This window comes from Aeromonas caviae (genome assembly GCF_000819785.1).
GTDB lineage: Bacteria > Pseudomonadota > Gammaproteobacteria > Enterobacterales > Aeromonadaceae > Aeromonas > Aeromonas caviae.
This window is the reverse complement of sequence record NZ_CDBK01000015.1, coordinates 37,642-55,145: the sequence shown is the minus strand read 5'-3', so window position 1 is coordinate 55,145 and position 17,504 is coordinate 37,642. Positions and strand designations below refer to the sequence as shown.

Here is a 17,504-nt window from a genome sequence, read left to right as displayed (position 1 = left end):
TTGTTCGGCACCAGGGAAGGCTTGAATCATGAAAATCGTCACCATATCCAACCTCGGACTCACCATTCTGCTCGGCTGCACCCTGGGCATGGGGGCGATCGGCTGGTATGGCAGCCAGCGGCTGGCTGATCTGCTCTCCTACGTCCTGGGTGCCGCATGGCAGACGGCAGATGGTGCCATGGAGGGCTCCATCGAACTCGGCAACCAGTCGCTCTATATCCAGAAAGTGCTCTCGGGGATCCCCCTCGACGCACCGGAGCTGCAACGGGCAAAAGAGGCGGCCAGCGACGCTTTGCGCCGGGTGGAGCAAGGCGGGCTCATCGATGCGGCAGCCATCACCACGCTGAAGCAGCATGAGCAGACCTATCAGCAAGAGCAGGCACAGCTGCTGACCCTCTATCGCACCTTCACGAGCGCCGATGAGGCGCTGCGTGCCAGTTCTGAACGCATGTCACGCCTCTCGACCAGGCTGGAGGTGATCGGTGACGAGGCCGTCGAGAGCCTCACCCGCTCACCGGATCAGGCCATCAGCTGGAACGGCGGCCTCGCGACCCGCTGGCAGGCGGCCGATGGCGGCATGGAGGCCAACATCGGATTCCTGCGCCAGCTCTATGCGCTGGAGAAGATGCAGAGCGAAGGCCCCACTCCTGCCATCCAGGCCGAGCTGGCACAAGCCACCCGCTTCTATCAGGACGCGGTTGACGGCATGCTGGCAACCGGCCAGTTCGATGTGCCCGGTGACGGGGAGTTTGCAGGCCAAATGCTCTCCACCCAGTATCGTGCCCTGCAAGCCGACAATGCCCGCCTGATCCGTGAATGGACCACAGCCCTGAGCGCTTATCAGAACCAGCTGACCCGTTACGAACACAGTGCCGACCAGCTCAGGCTGGCTCTGGTCGAGGTCGAAGCCCAGGGGGACGCCACCGTCGAGGATCAGGTTCACCAGCTCAACGCCATCATCGACTACACCAAGGGACTCATCCTGGGGGGCTTGCTGCTCAGCCTGCTGATCGTCACCTGCTGCGGCTTCTGGCTGGTTCGCACCATTGTTCGCCCGCTACTCCAGGTCGACAAGCGCATGCAGGACATCGCCGCCGGGGAAGGAGATCTCAATGCCCGCATCAATCTCTCACGCGACGACGAGATTGGCTCCCTGGCCGGCAGCGTGGATCGCTTCATCGAGAAGCTGCAGAAGATGATCAGCGCCACCATGGACAACAACCAGCACATCAACCAGCACGTGCACACCTCGGTCAACCGGGTCCAGGCCATCAGCCAGAGCAGCCGCCAGACCGCTGCACATGCCCAGGCGCTGCACCACGACAGCGAGCAGATGGTGCAGGTGGCCACCACCATCTCGGACAACTGCAACCTGGCGGCACACAACGCCAACGAGGTACGCCAGCTCACCACGCAAAGCAGCCAGTATGTCTCCTCCGCCACCGCCGGCATGCAGCGGGTGGTCATGGAGGTGGGTGAATGTGCCACCGCCATCAATGCCCTCAAGGAGCAGGCAGGGCAGATTGGCCAGATCATCTCCACCATCAGCAATATCTCGGAGCAGACCAACCTGCTGGCACTCAATGCCGCCATCGAAGCCGCCCGGGCGGGCGAGATGGGGCGCGGTTTTGCCGTGGTGGCCGACGAGGTGCGCACCCTGGCCAATCGTACCGCCACCTCCAGCGCCGAGATAACGGACGTGATCAACAGCATCCAGCAGCAGACAGAGCAGGCCTATCTGATGATGCAACGCAACCTGAAAACCGTGGAATCGGGTATGGCGGACTCCGATAACACCAAACAGATCCTGTTCAAGGTAGAAGAGGCCATCGATCAGCTCGCCGACATGGTGCAACAGGTAGCAGAGGCGACCAGCCAGCTCTCCCACACCCTGGGGCACACCACGGGCAAGGTTTCGGATATCAGCCTGCAGGCCCAGACGGGCGAACAGGAAGCCCAGGAGTGCCTGCAACTGGCCTCCTCCCTCCATCAGGCTAGCCAGCAGCAACAGCAGTTGCTGTCGCAATTTCGGGTCTAGTGCGGGCGGGGCAAGGCCCCCGCCCTACCCCAGCGCCGCTGAATTTAGCCCTTGGGCCGGGGGACTTCGCCTGTTAAAATTCCGCACTTGAAATTTTCCAGGGCCAAGCCGCCCGAACTAGCGAAGGTCTACCGCGATGCGTACCAGCCAATATCTGCTTTCCACTCTCAAGGAAACCCCCTCCGACGCTGAAGTTGTCAGCCACCAGCTGATGCTGCGCGCCGGGATGATCCGCAAACTCGCTTCCGGCATGTACGCCTGGCTGCCGACCGGCCTGCGGGTCCTGAAGAAGATTGAAAACATCGTCCGCGAAGAGATGAACAATGCGGGTGCCGTCGAAGTATCCATGCCGGTGGTACAGCCCGCCGAGCTGTGGCAGGAGTCCGGCCGCTGGGATGACTACGGCCCCGAGCTGTGCCGCCTGACCGACCGTCACAACCGCCCCTTCGTGCTGGGGCCGACCCACGAAGAGGTGATCACCGCGCTGGTCCGTTACGAAGTGAACAGCTACAAGCAACTGCCGCTGAATCTGTACCAAATCCAGACCAAGTTCCGCGATGAAGTGCGCCCCCGTTTCGGCGTGATGCGTGGCCGCGAATTCCTGATGAAGGATGCCTACTCTTTCCACATCGACAAGGCCTCCCTGGTCGATACCTATGAGAAGATGCACGCGGCCTACTGCACCGCCTTCACTCGTATGGGCCTGAACTTCCGCCCGGTGCAGGCCGATACCGGCTCCATCGGGGGCACCGGCTCCCACGAATTCCAGGTGCTGGCTGAGAGCGGTGAAGACTTGATCGCCTTCTCCGATACATCCGATTACGCCGCCAACATCGAGATGGCCGAAGCCCTGGCACCGGCTGGCGAGCGCGCTGCCGCAACCAAAGCCCTGACCAAGGTGGCCACCCCGGCTGTCCACACCATCGATGAAGTGGCCGCTTTCCTGAACGTGGCGCCGACCGCCATCGCCAAGACCCTGCTGGTACTGGCCGAGGAAGACGAGCACGGCAAACAGGCCGTCATCGCCCTGGTACTGCGTGGCGACCACGAGCTGAACGAAATCAAGGCCGAGAAGCTTTCTGGCGTGGCTAACCCGCTGACCTTCGCCAATGACGAGCAGATCAAGGCTGCCGCCGGTTGCGACGCAGGCTCCATCGGCCCGGTCGGCTTTGCCGGTCGCATCATCGTCGATCGCAGCGCCGCCCATCTGAGCGATTTTGTTTGCGGCGCCAACGAGACCGGTTTCCACCTGACCGGTGCCAACTGGGATCGCGACATCACCTCTTTTGAGGTTGCCGACCTGCGCAACGTGGTAGAAGGCGACCCCAGCCCGTGCGGCCAGGGCAAGCTGCTGCTCAAGCGCGGTATCGAAGTGGGCCACATCTTCCAGTTGGGCACCAAGTACTCCGAAGCGATGAAGGCGAGCGTGCTGAACGAAGGCGGCAAGTCCGTCACCATGGAGATGGGTTGCTACGGTATCGGGGTTTCCCGTCTGGTGGCTGCCGCCATCGAGCAGAACAACGACCAGTACGGCATCATCTGGCCGGACGCCATCGCCCCGTTCGAAGTGGCCATCGTGCCGATGAACATGCACAAATCCGAGCGCGTCGCCCTGCAGGCACAGCAGTTCTACGCCGAGCTCAAAGCCGCCGGGGTGGACGTGCTGTTCGACGACCGTAAAGAGCGCCCGGGTGTGATGTTCGCCGACATGGAGCTGATCGGTGTGCCCCACGCCATCGTCATCGGTGACCGTGGTCTCGACAACGGCGTGGTGGAGTACAAGTGCCGCCGCTCCGGCGAGAAGCAGGAAGTGGCCATCGGCGAGATCGTTGCCATGCTCAAGGCCAAGCTGGGTCGCTGATAACGCCGACACCGCCTCTCGCTTTTCATAGGAAAGCCCCGAGTGCCACGGCACTCGGGGCTTTTTATATGGCTCTCAGCCATGATGCACAAAAATGCGTCTCCAGCGTGAACTAATGAGATAACTGCATTGCCCTGTACACGGCACGGCTGATTTCCTAGACTGGCGCTCTTTACCCAGCTTGCCCGAGAAGTTATGTCCATCGCCTCAGCCAATACCGTTGTCGTGCTCGACTTCGAGACCACAGGGCTTTCACCCGGACAAGGGGATAGAGCCATCGAGATCGGTGCCGTCAGAATCAAGGATGGCCATATCAGTGAGCGTTTCTCGGCATTGATGAATCCGGGCTTCAACGTGAGCAGCTTCATCGAGCAATATACCGGGATCAGCAATGCCATGCTGAAACAGGCTCCCCCCTGTAACGAGGTGATGGCGGATTTCGTCGACTTTATCGGTGATGACAATCTGGTCGCCCACAACGCCTCCTTCGACAAGCGCTTTCTGGATGCGGAAATAGAGCGATTGCCGGCGCAATACCGCGGCCAGTTCGCCTGTTCCCTGCTGCTATCGAGGCGCCTGTTTCCCGATGCCCCGGATCACAAGCTGGGTACCCTGGTGCAATACCGGAGCCTGCCCAATGACGGGGTGTTTCACCGTGCCCTGGCGGATGCCGAGGTGACGGCCCACCTCTGGCTTGCCTTGTTGGAAGAGCTGGCGTGTCGACATGGCATTATCGACCCGGACTTTGAATTGCTGCTGACCCTTGGCAAGAAGCCAAAACAGGTGATTCCATCCTTCCTGCGGGAATATGCGGCTCGGAAATAATATGTGCCGACATGCATCATCAATCATCCATGCCATGTCGGCACTGAATTTACCCGCCTTCACATCCATGATGGCCCGGCGTAAAGAGAGGCAGGCAAGCAGATAATTTAGCACTGCACATCAATGAAAAAGCGCGCCAAATGGCGCGCTTTTTGTTTCTGCTCTTCTGGGCGGCAAGGGCCGGAGCCCACTATCTCAACTATTGCGACCGATAAAGAGATCGGTCACATGGCAGCTGCTTCTCGCGGCCAGCGCATCCAGCATGTAGGCTGCCGCGTCTTCCGGCGTCATGAAGCCGCTCGGGTCCACATGATCCGAATTCTCCCAGAACTCGCTGCGGATCCCGCTCGGATAGAGGTTCACCAGTCGCAGGGGAGCACTCTTCAGCTCGGCCCGCAAGGATTCGAGAAAGCCGCGCATGCCCCATTTGGAGGCGCAATAGAGGCTCTCGTTGGCCTTGCCGGTCTGGGCGGCAGAGGAGAGCACATTCGCCAGCACCCCGCCCTTGTCACCGATGAGGCGCACCGTCTGCTGGGCCACCAGTATGGTGGAGATGAGATTGCTCTCAACCACCCGGCGGATCTGCTCGGCGGTGTAGACACCCACCGGGCCGAACTCGCCGACACCGGCACAGTGGATCACCATGTCGGGCAGGCCGCCCCACTCCACCGCAGCGGCAAAGGCGACATCCACCTCTTCGTGGTGTGCGAGATCGGCGGCAATGCCGATCACCGCCTTGCCGAGCAGCTCTTCCTGCTCCTGCAGTTTCTGGTAACGGCGACCCATCATGGAAACCTGATGGCCGCGTTCAACCAGCCCTATGGTCAGGGCGCGGCCCAGTCCGGACCCCGCGCCAGTCACTATGATGTGGCCCATGTGTGCTCCTCTGGGAGATCAGAAGGTGAATTCACCACCGATGAACCAGCCGTCGATGGTCTGATCGACGCGATCGAAGTCCATCTCGGCCTCACGCCAGCCGGCGCGGATCTTGAGCGGCACGGAAGAGAACTTGTAGGAGCCGCCCAGACGGTAGTCGTAGTTGTCGGCATCCTGCACCCGCATATCGCCAAACGCCGCAAAGCCGGTCCCCGGGATGCGTACTTCACCCCCGGTGTAGGCCATCAGCACATCCTTGTCATAGGAGTAGTGCTGGGTGTTGAAATCACCGTCGTAGCGACGACCGGTCAGACCCAGATCGATCTGGAACAGATCGTTGTTGAACAGGCGATAGTAGAGGCTCAGGTCGTAAGCCAGCAGATCGTTGTTGAAGCTGCCGCCGCTGCTGCTGAAGTCGGACATTTCGAACTTGGCGTTGGGCAGCAGCAGGATGCCGTGCTCCAGTTGCAGGTAGCCGCTCCAGTTGTAGTTCTCGTCGTAGCTGCCATCGGCACCCACGCTGCTGACCTGGCCACTTCCCTGGGCATTCCACAGATCGGCACCCGCCGCAAAACGCCAGTCATTGGCGGCCATGGCCCCATGGCTGAGCAGAGCCATCACAGTGCCGGCAATCAGGGTCTTCTTCATCACTTCGCTCCATTTTGGACTGGAAAGGCCATCATTTTACCCGCTGGGCAAGGAATACCTAGAGTAAAAAGCTGAACAAGCGTCCAGAAATGTCAGTGCTTCATCCCTTTCATGGGCTCGACCGGCTTCACGGGCAGGCTCAGTGACAGCGTCTGACCATCGTCCAGGGTCAGGGTCAGCGGGAAGGGCGTGCCCTGGGCCAGGGTATGGATGTCGAACAACATGATGTGCAGGCTACCGGGCTTGAGCACGGCCTCCCCCTTGGCCGGGATCTCGATGCTCTCCACCTGGCGCATCTTCATGACGCCGTTCTCGTGCAAATGGGTGTGCAGCTCGACACGGCCCGCCTCAGGAGACGCTCCCGCCACCAGTTTCACCGGTTTGTCCCCATCGTTCCTGAGCACCATGAACGCCGCCGTGTTCGGCGAGCCAGGGGGCAGCAGACGCACATAACCATCGACTGCGTCGACCTTGGCCAGGGCCGGGGCGGCCAGAAGCAGTGCCATGGTGGAATAAAACGCACGTTTAAACATGGTTGAAATCCTTTTATGATGTGTTAAACGAGACAAAGCTTACCCCTGTGGCAAGCTTTTGACAGCCCCCGACAACAAGGATTCAGACATGGCCCTCACAATTCTGGCCGAACAGCAGGACGGCTTGCTCACCCTGACCTTCAATCGACCGGAAAAGCGCAATGCCCTCAACACGGAGACGTATCTGGCGCTGACCGACGCACTGCGCCAGGCCGCCCGGGACGAAGAGGTCCATGTGCTGCTGTTGCAGGGCCAGGCGGAGTGCTTCACCGCCGGCAACGATCTGGCCGACTTTGTTGGCAAGCACGCCCTTGAGCCGGACGACCCCATCCTACAATTTCTGCACACCCTGGCGGACTTTCCCAAACCGGTGATCGCCGCCGTGGGCGGTCCGGCAGTCGGCATCGGCACTACCCTGCTGCTGCACTGCGACCTGGTCTATCTGGCTGACAACGCCCGGCTGCAGCTGCCTTTCGTCGAGCTGGGACTGGTGCCGGAGTTTGCCGCCAGCTTGCTGCTGCCACGCGCCGTCGGTCACCTCAAGGCGGCGGAGCTGTTGCTGCTGGCAGAGGCCATCGATGGGGAAGAGGCGCTGCGTATCGGGCTCGCCAACCGGGTGCTGGCTCCGGCGGACCTGCTCCCCTTCGCTCGGGAGCAAGGATTGAAACTGGCGGCCAAGCCGCCGATGGCGCTCCAGAAGAGCAAGGCGCTGCTCAAGCAGGAGCTCAAACAGGCGGTGCATTTCGTCATCGACCTGGAAGCGCGCGCCTTCGCCCAGGCCCTGCAAGGGGAAGAGGCGCAAAGCCGCATCGCCAGCAAGCTGCAAAAACGGCGCTGAACTCAGTTGAGACGGAACCGGCCTATCAACTCGCAGCCCTGCACCCTGTCCTGCACCTGGATAAGCCGGGCGATCTCCGGATTGGGGTGGCGCTTCAAGAAGGAGAGCAGGGCGGCGCGGCAGCAGCCCAGCTCGCTGATGAGGGATTCGCACTCCCGGTTGGGGCACTGGGGCACCAGGGCGGTGACCAGCTCGGAGGCGAGCTTGAGGTAGCGCAGTTCATAGGCGGGCTCTTCCATGGCACGCCAGAAGTCGGCCATGCGGTGACAGGTGGCGACCCGCATGCTGGCCAGTTCGTCCAGATCCCCGGAGGCCAGCTCATACACTTCCCCCAGGGCCTGCTGATAGAGGCAGATCGCCGTGCCCAAAGCCCCCATGCCAAGGGCGTTCTCCGCCTCCAGCATGTAACGTTGCCAGTTCTGATGTTCCATGTTCCTCTCCTTTGCCTACACGAGTGGAGTCTGTATCATGGCCAATCGAGAACAAATATCAACCAGACCCTTTGTGCAGGATCCCTCAACCCGCCGTTCTGGGCTGATTGACGCGACACTGCTTGCCGGGGTAACCAGGCAGATCCGCCGCCTTGCTGCTGCACGCCAGCCGTTTGGCTTCGGCGAGGCGATCCGCGAGGTTGACCTCATCGATCGGCTGCCAGGCCATCTGCTGGCCGAGCCAGCTGGCCCAGGCAAACTCGACGAAGTAGACCTGATCCTTCTTGCTGAAGTAGCCCGCATCCTGCAGCAGCCCCGCCAGGGTGCGGTAGGGGTAATCCGGCAATTCACCGATATGACCGGGCAACTGCTCGGGAGTCAGGGGTTGACCCCGTTCATCCTTGAGCCAGGCCCAGTGGTTGTTCTGCATCTGGCTCCAGAAGTTGGCCCTGTCCTGCAACCGTGCAATCACCTTGACCCTGACCTGCTTCACCCCCTGCTGCCACAGCGCCTTGGTCAGGTGGTGCCTGTCCACCAGCCAGTAACCCCCATCCGGCGCGATGACGATGGGGATCTCTTTCTTTTTCATCAGCTTGTCGAGCTGCTTCTCGCTCTTGTCCGCCAGCTCCCGGGCAGTGGTATCCACCTGCAACTGCCCCACGCCGCCCTGGGTGGGGTGCAGCGCCTCTATGTTCACCTCGCACCAGCTTCCCACCGGGCTGCTCTTCTCGCACGGGGACAACGCCCAGGCGCCCTGGCTCAGCACGCAGGCCAACAAGATCCATGCTCTCATCATTCTCTCCTTTTCCTGGCGCTCACGGCGCCCCTTCGTTGACAGCCGCATCGGATATCAATGGGACTCATGCTGGCGGTCTGACCAGCAAAGGGGATATCATGATTTCCCATCTGCCGGCGATGCATTCTCGCCGAGTTTTCTCCCCGCTTCACACATTTTGAAGGATTCACCATGAAAGGATGGAGCCCCCTGCTGGCCCTGCTGGGCTGTGCCTGCGTCCAGGCCGCCGATGTGCCGCCCGGTACCCCACTCGCCGCCGAACAGGCCGTCGTCCGTCATCTCAAGGATGAACCGGCGAGCCTGAGCCCTCTCAAGCTGGTGGGACTGCCGGAGCTGCAGGTCCTCAGAGACCTTTACGAGGGGCTGCTGACCCAGGGGCCGGACGGCAAGGTGCTGCCCGGGGTGGCATCCCGCTGGGACAACGAGGGGAACCAGACATTCACCTTCCACCTGAGGCCGGATGCCCGCTGGTCCAACGGCGACCCCGTGCGCGCCGCCGACTTCGTCTATGGCTGGCGCAAGCTGGTTGACCCCAGGGAAGCCGCCACTTTCGCCTGGTTCGCCCAGCTCGCCCGCTTCGACAAGGTGGACGACATAATGGCAGGCAAGCTGGCCCCCGATGCGCTCGGGGTGGAGGCCGTCGATGACCATACCCTGAAGGTGACCCTCTCCCAGCCGGTGCCCTATTTCCTGAGCCTGTTGACCCATCCCAGCCTGTCGCCCCTGCACCGGGCCAGCATGGAACAATATGGCAACCAGTGGACCCAGCCCGGCAAGCTGGTGGGCAACGGCGCCTTCGTGTTGAGTCACCGGGTGGTGAACGAGAAGCTGGAGCTGACGCCCAATCCCTACTACTGGGATCGCGCCCACACGGTGCTGACCCGCGTCACCTTCGTGCCCATCAACCAGGAGAGCGCGGCCACCCACCGCTATCTGGCCGGGGATCTGCACATCACCGAATCCTTCCCCAAGGAGCAGTACCAGAGCCTGATGGCCCAGATCCCGGGGGAGGTCTATACCCCGGAACAGCTCGGCACCTACTACTACGCCTTCAACACCCAGCGCCCGCCCCTCAATGATGTACGGGTTCGCCAGGCGCTCTCCTATACCATCGACAGGGGCCTGATTGCCGACAAGGTGCTGGGCACCGGGGAGAAACCGGCCTACCACTTCACCCCGGACGTGACCGCCGGCTTCGACCCCAAGCCCAATCTGCTCTCCACCAGCAGTCAGCAAGCGCTGGACGAGCGTGCCAGAGCCCTGCTGAAAGAAGCGGGCTACGGCCCAAGCAATCCCCTCAGGCTGACCCTGCTCTACAACACGGCGGAAATTCACAAGAAGATGGCGCTGGCCATCGCCAACCTGTGGAAACAGAAGCTGGGGGCCCGGGTCGAGCTCACCAACCAGGAGTGGAAAACCTATCTCGACAGCCGTCAAAGCGGCCAGTTCGAGGTGATCCGCTCCTCCTGGGTCGCCGATTACAACGACCCCTCCGCCTTCCTCGGGCTCTGGGGATCGGGCCACAGCGGCAACATGGCCCGGTTCACCAACCCGGCTTACGACAAGCTGCTGGCGCAGGCGGCCAACAGTCAGGATCCCGCAGAGCGGGCCCGCCTGTTCGATGAGGCCGAGGCTATCTTGCAGAAGGAGGCCCCCATCGCCCCCATCTACCAGTACACCAATGCCCGGCTCATCAAGCCCTGGCTCAAGGGGTATCCCATCAACAACCCGGAAGACGTGGCCTACAGCCGTCAGCTCTACCTCGTCAAACACTGAGTCCGGGGAGGGGTCGGGACATCTGACCCCTCCTGGCACTGTTCCTGTTCAAGTTCCCGGCATAAAATGCCGCCTCTTTTCATTCATCAACCCCGTGATCCGATCCTGCCATGCGTGCTCTGCTCCTGATTGCCCTGTTTGTTGCCCTTCCCGCCAAGGCCGCCGATGAAACCGAATGCCGCCAGGCCTTCCTCGAATGGATGTTGAGCCAGCAGAAGCAGTTCAGCGACCGCAAGGCCAGCAAGATGGAGCGGCGCAATGCCGAACGAGCCATCGATCAGGCCCGGGATGCCTTCGCCAAGCAGGAGAGTTTCTGCCAGGCCATGGCCTGGGTCGCCAGCGCAGAAGACAATGACCCCCGCTTCAAACCGAGGACGGGGGAGATCCACGACTTCACTCCCCGCGGCTGAGCCCGCCATCTACGACTTTTTTCAGCCTTTCCCGTGTTGATTTATTGACCCAAGCCAAGGTGGTGTAACAGTCCGCATCTACAATGACGCCGTAACAATCACAAAAATAAAAAATAATTTTATCAGTTACTTGGCTCATTCAGGATGCGCACATGACCACAACCCGGCACGAAGGGGAGATCCGTTTCCCCGATCACATATCACTGATCTCGACCACGGATCCCGCCAGTCACATCACTTATGCCAACCAGCACTTTTGCGATGTGGCGGGCTACAGCGCGACCGAAATGGAAGGGGAGCCCCACAATCTGGTCCGCCACCCCGACATGCCCAAGGCCGCGTTCGCCGACATGTGGCGCCGCCTGCAACAAGGCAAGAGCTGGATGGGGCTGGTAAAGAACCGCGCCAAGAGTGGTCAGTTCTACTGGGTCAACGCCTACGTCACGCCGATCCTCAACGATCAGCAGCAGATCATCGAATACCAGTCTGTCCGCACCCGTCCCCAGGATCACGACATCGCCTGGGCAGAGCTGCTCTATGCCCGGATCCGTGACGGCAAGGCACTGCCCTGGCTGACCCGGCTGACCCTGGAGCCGGGGCCGCTGTGTCTGCTGCTCTCTGGCACCGCCCTGCTCGGCATGGGGGCCAGTCTGGTCACCGGCCAGCCGGGGTGGGGCGTCATCACCCTGCTCTGCTTGCTGGCCCAGATGGGGCATGGCTGGCATCTGCAACGGCGGCTGGCCAGGCTGCTGGCCATGGCGGGCGAGGAGCAGGGCAGCGCCCTTTGCCAGGTACTCTATGCCAGGCGTCAGGACAGCCTGGCCGCCCTTGAACTGCTGCTGCGCATGAAGAAGGCGGAGCTGCGCGCCGTGGTGGGTCGCAGCGCGGACACCAACCAGCAGATCCTGCAGGCGGCGGAGGATGACAGGGGGCATATCCAGACCATAGACACTCACCTGCAACAGCAGCGGGCCCAGAGCGAGCAACTGGCGGCGGCCATCACCCAGATGAGCCAGTCCATCCGCGATGTGGCTGACAATGCCCACCAGGCCAATGCGCTGGTGGGCGAGGTCCAGCAGGTGTCCGCCAGTGGCCAGCAGGCGCTGGCCACCACCCGGGATTCGGTCGACAGGCTTCATCAGGAGCTGGACGCCAGCCAGGGCGTGCTGGCGCGTCTGACCCAGGACAGCCAGAAGATCAACGGCATTCTGGAGGTGATCGGGCAGATTGCGGATCAGACCAACCTGCTCTCCCTCAATGCGGCCATCGAGGCGGCACGGGCCGGTGAACAGGGGCGCGGCTTTGCGGTGGTGGCCGACGAGATACGGGCCCTGGCCCAGAAGACCCGCAGTTCCACCGGCGAGATAAGCGACATGATAGGGGCGCTGCAACAGAGCACCCGGCAACTGTCCGATGGCATGGAGCAGGGGGCCCAGACATCAGTGCTCTGCCAGCAGCACATGGGGGCCACCGCCGAGGTGCTCGACCAGATCAACCGGATGCTGGCCCGGGTGACCCACACCAGCGACGAGATAGCTCAGGCGGTGAGCCAGCAGGCGGATGTCACCAGCACCCTGGATCAGGGGATCCACCAGATCCACCAACTGGCGAGCCACACCGCGGACAACAGCCGTCAGGCCCTCGATGGCATCACCCTGCTGGTGGAGCGGCTGCAAAACCTCTCCCGCCTGATCAACCAGTTCCACGACTGACCCCCTTGCCGTGTAGTTTGGCGCGCCCCCGGGCGCGCTGCCGATCTCTCCTCTCCTTCACGACGACAGGCTCCCGCCGGGGGCAGGAAGTCCGTCTCAGGATTTGCCCTTGAACTGCTTGATGCTGCGCTTGCCCTGGGTGCGACGGTTCGCCTGCTTGTCTCTTGGCGCCCGTTTGCTCTCCCCGCTGGCGGGTTTGTCGGTCACCGGGAAACCTGCCAGCGCCGCCAGGGGCAGGGGCCGACCGGTCAGGGCCCGGATCCCCTCGAGCGCCTCCCCATCCCCGTGGCAGGTAAGGGAGATGGCCAGACCGCTCTGCCCGGCACGGGCGGTACGACCGATACGATGCACGTAGACGGGGGCATGGTCCGGCAGATCCAGATTGATCACCACCGGCAATGCCTCCACGTGGATGCCGCGCGCCATCAGGTCCGTGGCCACCAGCACCCGCACCCTGCCCTCCTTGAAATCCGCCAGCGCCTGCTCCCGCGTGGTCTGATCCTTGTTTCCGTGCAGGACCGCCACCGTCATGCCAGCCCTGGCGAGTTTCTTGGCCACCCCGTCCGCGTCGTCCCTGGCACTGATGAAGACCAGCACCTGGGGCCACTCTCCGGCCTCCAGCAGGGCGATCAGCGCAGGCACCTTGCTGCTCCTGTTGACCAGATAGAGCCGCTCCTCGATGTCGCTCACCAGGCTGTTGAGCGGCTCGGCCTCGATGCGCACCGGATCCTGCAGCAGGCCCGAGGCCAGGCTCTCCAGTTCGATCGGCAAGGTGGCGGAGAAGAGCATCTGCTGCCGCGCCTCCGGCATTGCCTTCATCAGCCACTGGATATCGGGCCAGAACCCCATCTCCAGCAGGCGATCCGCTTCATCCAGCACCAGCATGCGCAGGGCACCCAGCCCCAGCGTCTGCTGGGCCAGCAAGTCCCGCAACCGTCCGGGGGTCGCCACCAGCAGTTGGGGGCCGAGAGCCAGTTCCCGCTCCTGCCACTCCTGGGCCACCCCGCCACACAGGGTCAGAAGACGCACCCCCAACCCGTCGGCAATCTCCTGCAGGGCGGCGCTCACCTGGCTTGCCAGCTCCCGGGTGGGGACCAGTACCAATCCCTGTACCCGGTCACTGGCTGCGTCCAGCCTTTGCAGCAGCGGCAGGCCGAATGCCAGGGTCTTGCCACTGCCGGTCCTGGCCAGGGCAAGCAGATCCCGTCCTGACAAGGCTGCAGGAATGGCTAGCTGCTGAATGGGGGTCGGTTTTTCCAGCGCTGCGGGCAGCAGGCGCAACAGGGCGGGGGCAAGGGCGAGTTCGTCAAACGTCATGGGGATCGCAGATACAGGCTGAACGAGGATGTGGAGGCGAAGTCTAGCCAGACCCACCCCATAAGTAAAAGGTTCGGGAGCGCAATAAAAACGGCCTGCCCCGTGTAAACGGGGCAGGCCGTCAGGCAATCAGCCTGTGGCGCGACTTACAGAACGGCCAGGGCGGCGGCGTAGTTTGGCTCGTCGGCGACTTCGGCCACCAGCTCGCTGTGCAGCACCTTGTCGTGCTCATCCAGTACCACGATGGCACGGGCAGCCAGACCCACCAGCGGGCCGGAGGAGAAGGCCACGCCGTAGTCCTGCAGGAAGGAGACACCACGCAGGGTGGAGAGGTTCACCACCTTGTCCAGACCCTCGGCGCCGCAGAAACGGGCCTGGGCGAACGGCAGGTCGGCGGAGATGCACAGCACGACGGTGTTGTTCAGGGCGCTTGCCTGCTCGTTGAACTTGCGCACGGAAGTGGCGCAGGTCGGGGTGTCGACGCTCGGGAAGATGTTCAGGATCTTGCGCTTGCCGGCGAAGGTCGCCAGGGTCGCATCGGACAGATCGCCAGCAACCAGGGAGAAGGGCTTGGCCTGCTCACCGGCAACGGGGAAGTGGCCGGAGACGGAGACGGGGTTGCCTTGCAGGGTGACGGTATTGCTCATGTTAGGTCCTTGATGATTGATGTGGGATCCAGGGTCCCCAGTATAGGCCCGCCACGGGATGACAAACACCCGCTAATGAAAGGGATTTGGCATCCCTTTGCGTCCCTCCTGCTCCAGGGGCAGATCAGCGGCCACTGTCATGGTCCCGGACAAAGAGGAGAAGAGGACTTGACCTTGGACTTTACACCAAGGTTTACACTCGGCTCAGTCATCCAGGATCCCGCAGGGGCGGGATCCCTCAAGAGGAACGCATCATGAGCAAATCCTGCTGCAGCCATCAACACGCCGCCGCCCCCATCAAGGCCGTCAGCAAGGCCGCCACCCCACAGGCCCGGCACAGCCACACCAGCCACTGCTGCGACAACGGGGCACAGGCCAGTGGCGTCGCCAACCCGACCCGCCACGATCATCAGGGGCAAAGTGGCGCAGACGGCCCGGGTGATGAAGAGCCCCCCAGAGGCACTTGCGCCACCGACACAGCCCACGGCCACGATCACGATCATCATGAACAGGGGCACGAGCACGCCCACACGACCGCCGCGACCGAGCCGCCGCTGACGACCCCCGAGCAGAACAGCCGCCGCCATAGCTGGCAGGTGCTGGGCATGGATTGTCCCAGCTGTGCCCGCAAGATAGAGACCGCCGTCAGCCGGGTGGAGGGCGTACAGCAGGCTCGGGTGCTGTTTGCCACCGAGAAGCTGGTGGTGGATCTGGCCCCCGGCCTCTCCCCCGATCCCGTCACCGCCGCCGTGCTGGCCGCCGGCTTCCAGCTCAAAGGAGGCGCTCAGAACACGGCTCGCAGCGAACCGGGCCGCAGCCCGCTGATACAGAGAGTCAGCAACCTGCTCGCCAAGTATTGGCAGCCCCTGTCGCTGGCCGGCCTGATGGGGGTGGCGGCCCTGCTGCCGGCCCAGATCGGTCAGCCGTTCTTTACCCTGGCCACCCTCTGGGGGCTGTGGCCTGTCGCCCGCAAGGCGTGGGCACTGACCAGAAGCGGCTCCCCCTTCGCCATCGAGACCCTGATGACGGTCGCCGCCATCGGCGCCCTCTTCCTCGGCGAAACCGCCGAAGCGGCCATGGTGCTGCTGCTGTTCATGCTGGGGGAACATCTGGAAGCCTATGCCGCCGGCCGCGCCCGCGCCGGGGTCACCGCCCTGATGGCGTTGGTGCCCGACAAGGCGCTGCGCATCCGCACCACTGCCGAGGGCGAGGTGCGGGAAGAGGTCGCTGCCGACCAGCTGCGCCCCGGTGACATCATCGAAATCGCCCCGGGTGCCCGCCTGGCCGCCGATGCCCGCCTGCTCGACCCCCTCGGCGCCTTTGACGAGAGCGCCCTGACCGGCGAATCCATCCCGGTGGAGCGCCGCCGGGGTGACAAGGTCCCCGCCGGCAGTCTGGCGGCGGATCGGGTGCTGCGCCTCGAGGTGGTGTCCGACCCCGGCAACAACGCCATCGACCGCATCCTGCACCTCATCGAGGAGGCCGAGACCCAGCGCGCCCCCATCGAGCGCTTCATCGATCGCTTCAGTCGCTGGTATACCCCGGCCATGATGCTGGTCGCCCTGCTGGTGGTGCTGGTACCGCCGCTCGCCTTCGGCCAGGGCTGGGACGAGTGGGTCTATCGCGGGCTGGCGCTGCTGCTGATCGGTTGCCCCTGCGCCCTGGTCATCTCCACCCCGGCGGCGGTCACCTCGGCACTGGCGGCAGCCACCCGGCAGGGGGCTATCATCAAGGGGGGGGCCGCGCTGGAGCGCCTCGCCCACATCGATACCCTGGCCTTTGACAAGACCGGCACCCTGACCCTGGGCAAGCCGCAACTGACCGAACTGGTGAGCCTCAATGGCCAGCCTGAGGCCGACCTGCTGGCACTGGCGGCGGCCATCGAGCAGGGCTCCCACCACCCGCTGGCCCACGCCGTGGTGACGGCGGCCAGTGAACGGGGCCTCAACCTCGCCGCCGCCCAGGATCTGCGCGCCCTGCCCGGCATGGGGGTAGAGGGTCGCATCGACGGTACCCTCTGGCAGTTGCTGGCACCGAGCCGGGTCGCCACCCTGGATGCGGCGATGCAGGCCCGGGTCGCCACCCTGGAGCAGCAAGGCAAGACAGTGGTGGTGCTCGGTCAGCCCGACGCCGCCCCGGCCGCCCTTCTGGCCCTGCGCGACCAGATCCGGCCGGAAGCGGCTGCGGCGCTGCAAGAGCTGAGCGAGCTTGGTCTCAAGAGCATCATGCTGACCGGCGACAACCCCCGCGCCGCCGAGGCGATCGCCACCGAGCTCGGCATGGGCTGGCGCGCCGGCCTGCTGCCGGAGGGCAAGGTCGATGAGATCGCCAAGCTCGGCCTCAGCCAGAAAGTCGCGATGATCGGCGACGGCATCAACGACGCACCGGCCATGAAGCGTGCCAGTATCGGCATCGCCATGGGAGGCGGCACCGACGTGGCGCTGGAAACCGCCGATGCGGCGCTGACCCACAACCAGCTCGGCGGGGTCGCCGCCATGATCCGGCTCTCCCGCGCGGCACTGGCCAACATCCACCAGAACATCGCGCTGGCGCTGGGGCTCAAGGCCATCTTCCTGGTCACCAGCCTGCTCGGCATCACCGGCCTGTGGATTGCGGTGCTGGCCGACACCGGCGCCACCGCCCTGGTCACCGCCAACGCCCTGCGCCTGCTGCGAAAACGCTAGGCCGGCCGTAAACTGAACAACCAACAGCCGCTCCAACGGGGCGGCTTTTTTATTGCCTCGCCCACGAGCAAAGAAAAAGCGCGGCTGCCGGTCGGCAGTCGCGCTTTGCTTA

At 63.4% G+C, this 17,504-nt stretch carries 15 protein-coding genes; 8 read left to right on the top strand and 7 right to left on the bottom strand.

Going from position 1 to position 17,504, the window contains the following annotated elements; all coding sequences use genetic code 11:
- The first annotated feature begins 28 nt into the window (after window positions 1-28).
- The 3 genes from BN1120_RS02600 to BN1120_RS02590 all read left to right on the top strand — a co-directional run bounded on the left by BN1120_RS02600 (window position 29) and on the right by BN1120_RS02590 (window position 4,724).
- Window positions 29-2,038, top strand: coding sequence for a methyl-accepting chemotaxis protein (locus BN1120_RS02600; protein ID WP_042014601.1), 2,010 nt, complete (start codon window positions 29-31; stop codon window positions 2,036-2,038).
- 136 nt (window positions 2,039-2,174) lie between these two features.
- Window positions 2,175-3,899, top strand: a complete 1,725-nt coding sequence (locus BN1120_RS02595; RefSeq protein ID WP_042014599.1) for a proline--tRNA ligase — start codon at window positions 2,175-2,177, stop codon at window positions 3,897-3,899.
- 195 nt (window positions 3,900-4,094) lie between these two features.
- Entirely contained in the window at window positions 4,095-4,724 is a 630-nt protein-coding gene (locus tag BN1120_RS02590; RefSeq protein ID WP_010672864.1) for a 3'-5' exonuclease, read from the top strand.
- Between the two features lie 195 nt (window positions 4,725-4,919).
- Here the strand turns inward: BN1120_RS02590 and BN1120_RS02585 are convergent, their stop codons facing one another.
- From BN1120_RS02585 to BN1120_RS02575, 3 genes are all read right to left on the bottom strand, one after another.
- Window positions 4,920-5,600: an SDR family oxidoreductase gene (locus BN1120_RS02585; RefSeq protein WP_010672863.1), complete on the bottom strand. Its 681-nt coding sequence runs from the start codon at window positions 5,598-5,600 to the stop codon at window positions 4,920-4,922.
- A gap of 18 nt (window positions 5,601-5,618) precedes the next feature.
- Window positions 5,619-6,248, bottom strand: a complete 630-nt coding sequence (locus BN1120_RS02580) for a TIGR04219 family outer membrane beta-barrel protein (RefSeq protein ID WP_010672862.1) — start codon at window positions 6,246-6,248, stop codon at window positions 5,619-5,621.
- A 92-nt stretch (window positions 6,249-6,340) separates the two neighbouring features.
- Window positions 6,341-6,781, bottom strand: a complete 441-nt coding sequence (locus tag BN1120_RS02575; RefSeq protein ID WP_039039478.1) for a copper chaperone PCu(A)C — start codon at window positions 6,779-6,781, stop codon at window positions 6,341-6,343.
- Window positions 6,782-6,869: 88 nt separating this feature from the next.
- On the opposite strand from BN1120_RS02575, the gene BN1120_RS02570 reads away from it, so the two are divergent.
- The gene (locus tag BN1120_RS02570) at window positions 6,870-7,619 is read left to right on the top strand and encodes an enoyl-CoA hydratase-related protein (RefSeq protein WP_042014598.1); all 750 of its coding nucleotides are present in this window, start codon (window positions 6,870-6,872) and stop codon (window positions 7,617-7,619) included.
- Window positions 7,620-7,621: 2 nt separating this feature from the next.
- Here BN1120_RS02570 and BN1120_RS02565 read toward each other — a convergent pair whose 3' ends face one another.
- Window positions 7,622-8,050: a DUF2753 family protein gene (locus BN1120_RS02565; RefSeq protein WP_010672859.1), complete on the bottom strand. Its 429-nt coding sequence runs from the start codon at window positions 8,048-8,050 to the stop codon at window positions 7,622-7,624.
- A gap of 85 nt (window positions 8,051-8,135) precedes the next feature.
- Entirely contained in the window at window positions 8,136-8,843 is a 708-nt protein-coding gene (locus BN1120_RS02560) for a ParB-like protein (RefSeq protein ID WP_042014597.1), read from the bottom strand.
- Window positions 8,844-9,017: 174 nt separating this feature from the next.
- Here BN1120_RS02560 and BN1120_RS02555 point away from each other — a divergent pair, with 174 nt between their 5' ends.
- From BN1120_RS02555 to BN1120_RS02545, 3 genes are all read left to right on the top strand, one after another.
- On the top strand, window positions 9,018-10,622 hold the full coding sequence (locus BN1120_RS02555) for a peptide ABC transporter substrate-binding protein (protein WP_042014596.1): 1,605 nt from the start codon (window positions 9,018-9,020) through the stop codon (window positions 10,620-10,622).
- Between the two features lie 110 nt (window positions 10,623-10,732).
- Window positions 10,733-11,032 carry a hypothetical protein gene (locus tag BN1120_RS02550; RefSeq protein WP_010672856.1) on the top strand — a complete coding sequence of 100 codons (300 nt, stop codon included), beginning with the start codon at window positions 10,733-10,735 and terminating at the stop codon, window positions 11,030-11,032.
- Between the two features lie 152 nt (window positions 11,033-11,184).
- On the top strand, window positions 11,185-12,744 hold the full coding sequence (locus BN1120_RS02545) for a methyl-accepting chemotaxis protein (RefSeq protein WP_042014595.1): 1,560 nt from the start codon (window positions 11,185-11,187) through the stop codon (window positions 12,742-12,744).
- Window positions 12,745-12,840: 96 nt separating this feature from the next.
- Here the strand turns inward: BN1120_RS02545 and BN1120_RS02540 are convergent, their stop codons facing one another.
- Together BN1120_RS02540 and tpx are read right to left on the bottom strand one after the other, a co-directional pair.
- A complete protein-coding gene (locus tag BN1120_RS02540) occupies window positions 12,841-14,061 on the bottom strand; it encodes a DEAD/DEAH box helicase (RefSeq protein ID WP_042014594.1) in 1,221 nt (406 codons plus the stop codon).
- A 146-nt stretch (window positions 14,062-14,207) separates the two neighbouring features.
- Entirely contained in the window at window positions 14,208-14,708 is a 501-nt protein-coding gene (gene tpx, locus BN1120_RS02535) for a thiol peroxidase (protein WP_010672853.1), read from the bottom strand.
- A gap of 254 nt (window positions 14,709-14,962) precedes the next feature.
- Between tpx and BN1120_RS02530 the strand changes: the two genes are divergently transcribed.
- Window positions 14,963-17,392 (top strand): zinc/cadmium/mercury/lead-transporting ATPase, encoded by a 2,430-nt coding sequence (locus BN1120_RS02530; protein ID WP_042014592.1) that lies wholly within the window; start codon window positions 14,963-14,965, stop codon window positions 17,390-17,392.
- Window positions 17,393-17,504 lie beyond the last annotated feature (112 nt).

Coding starts and splice junctions, on each gene's coding strand:
- BN1120_RS02555 (WP_042014596.1), top strand. CDS start 9,018: ATGAAAGGATGGAGCCCCCTGCTGGCCCTGCTGGGCTGTGCCTGCGTC.
- BN1120_RS02600 (WP_042014601.1), top strand. CDS start 29: ATGAAAATCGTCACCATATCCAACCTCGGACTCACCATTCTGCTCGGC.
- BN1120_RS02585 (WP_010672863.1), bottom strand. CDS start 5,600: ATGGGCCACATCATAGTGACTGGCGCGGGGTCCGGACTGGGCCGCGCC.
- BN1120_RS02595 (WP_042014599.1), top strand. CDS start 2,175: ATGCGTACCAGCCAATATCTGCTTTCCACTCTCAAGGAAACCCCCTCC.
- BN1120_RS02545 (WP_042014595.1), top strand. CDS start 11,185: ATGACCACAACCCGGCACGAAGGGGAGATCCGTTTCCCCGATCACATA.
- BN1120_RS02550 (WP_010672856.1), top strand. CDS start 10,733: ATGCGTGCTCTGCTCCTGATTGCCCTGTTTGTTGCCCTTCCCGCCAAG.
- BN1120_RS02580 (WP_010672862.1), bottom strand. CDS start 6,248: ATGAAGAAGACCCTGATTGCCGGCACTGTGATGGCTCTGCTCAGCCAT.
- BN1120_RS02540 (WP_042014594.1), bottom strand. CDS start 14,061: ATGACGTTTGACGAACTCGCCCTTGCCCCCGCCCTGTTGCGCCTGCTG.
- BN1120_RS02575 (WP_039039478.1), bottom strand. CDS start 6,781: ATGTTTAAACGTGCGTTTTATTCCACCATGGCACTGCTTCTGGCCGCC.
- BN1120_RS02590 (WP_010672864.1), top strand. CDS start 4,095: ATGTCCATCGCCTCAGCCAATACCGTTGTCGTGCTCGACTTCGAGACC.
- BN1120_RS02565 (WP_010672859.1), bottom strand. CDS start 8,050: ATGGAACATCAGAACTGGCAACGTTACATGCTGGAGGCGGAGAACGCC.
- BN1120_RS02530 (WP_042014592.1), top strand. CDS start 14,963: ATGAGCAAATCCTGCTGCAGCCATCAACACGCCGCCGCCCCCATCAAG.
- tpx (WP_010672853.1), bottom strand. CDS start 14,708: ATGAGCAATACCGTCACCCTGCAAGGCAACCCCGTCTCCGTCTCCGGC.
- BN1120_RS02560 (WP_042014597.1), bottom strand. CDS start 8,843: ATGAGAGCATGGATCTTGTTGGCCTGCGTGCTGAGCCAGGGCGCCTGG.
- BN1120_RS02570 (WP_042014598.1), top strand. CDS start 6,870: ATGGCCCTCACAATTCTGGCCGAACAGCAGGACGGCTTGCTCACCCTG.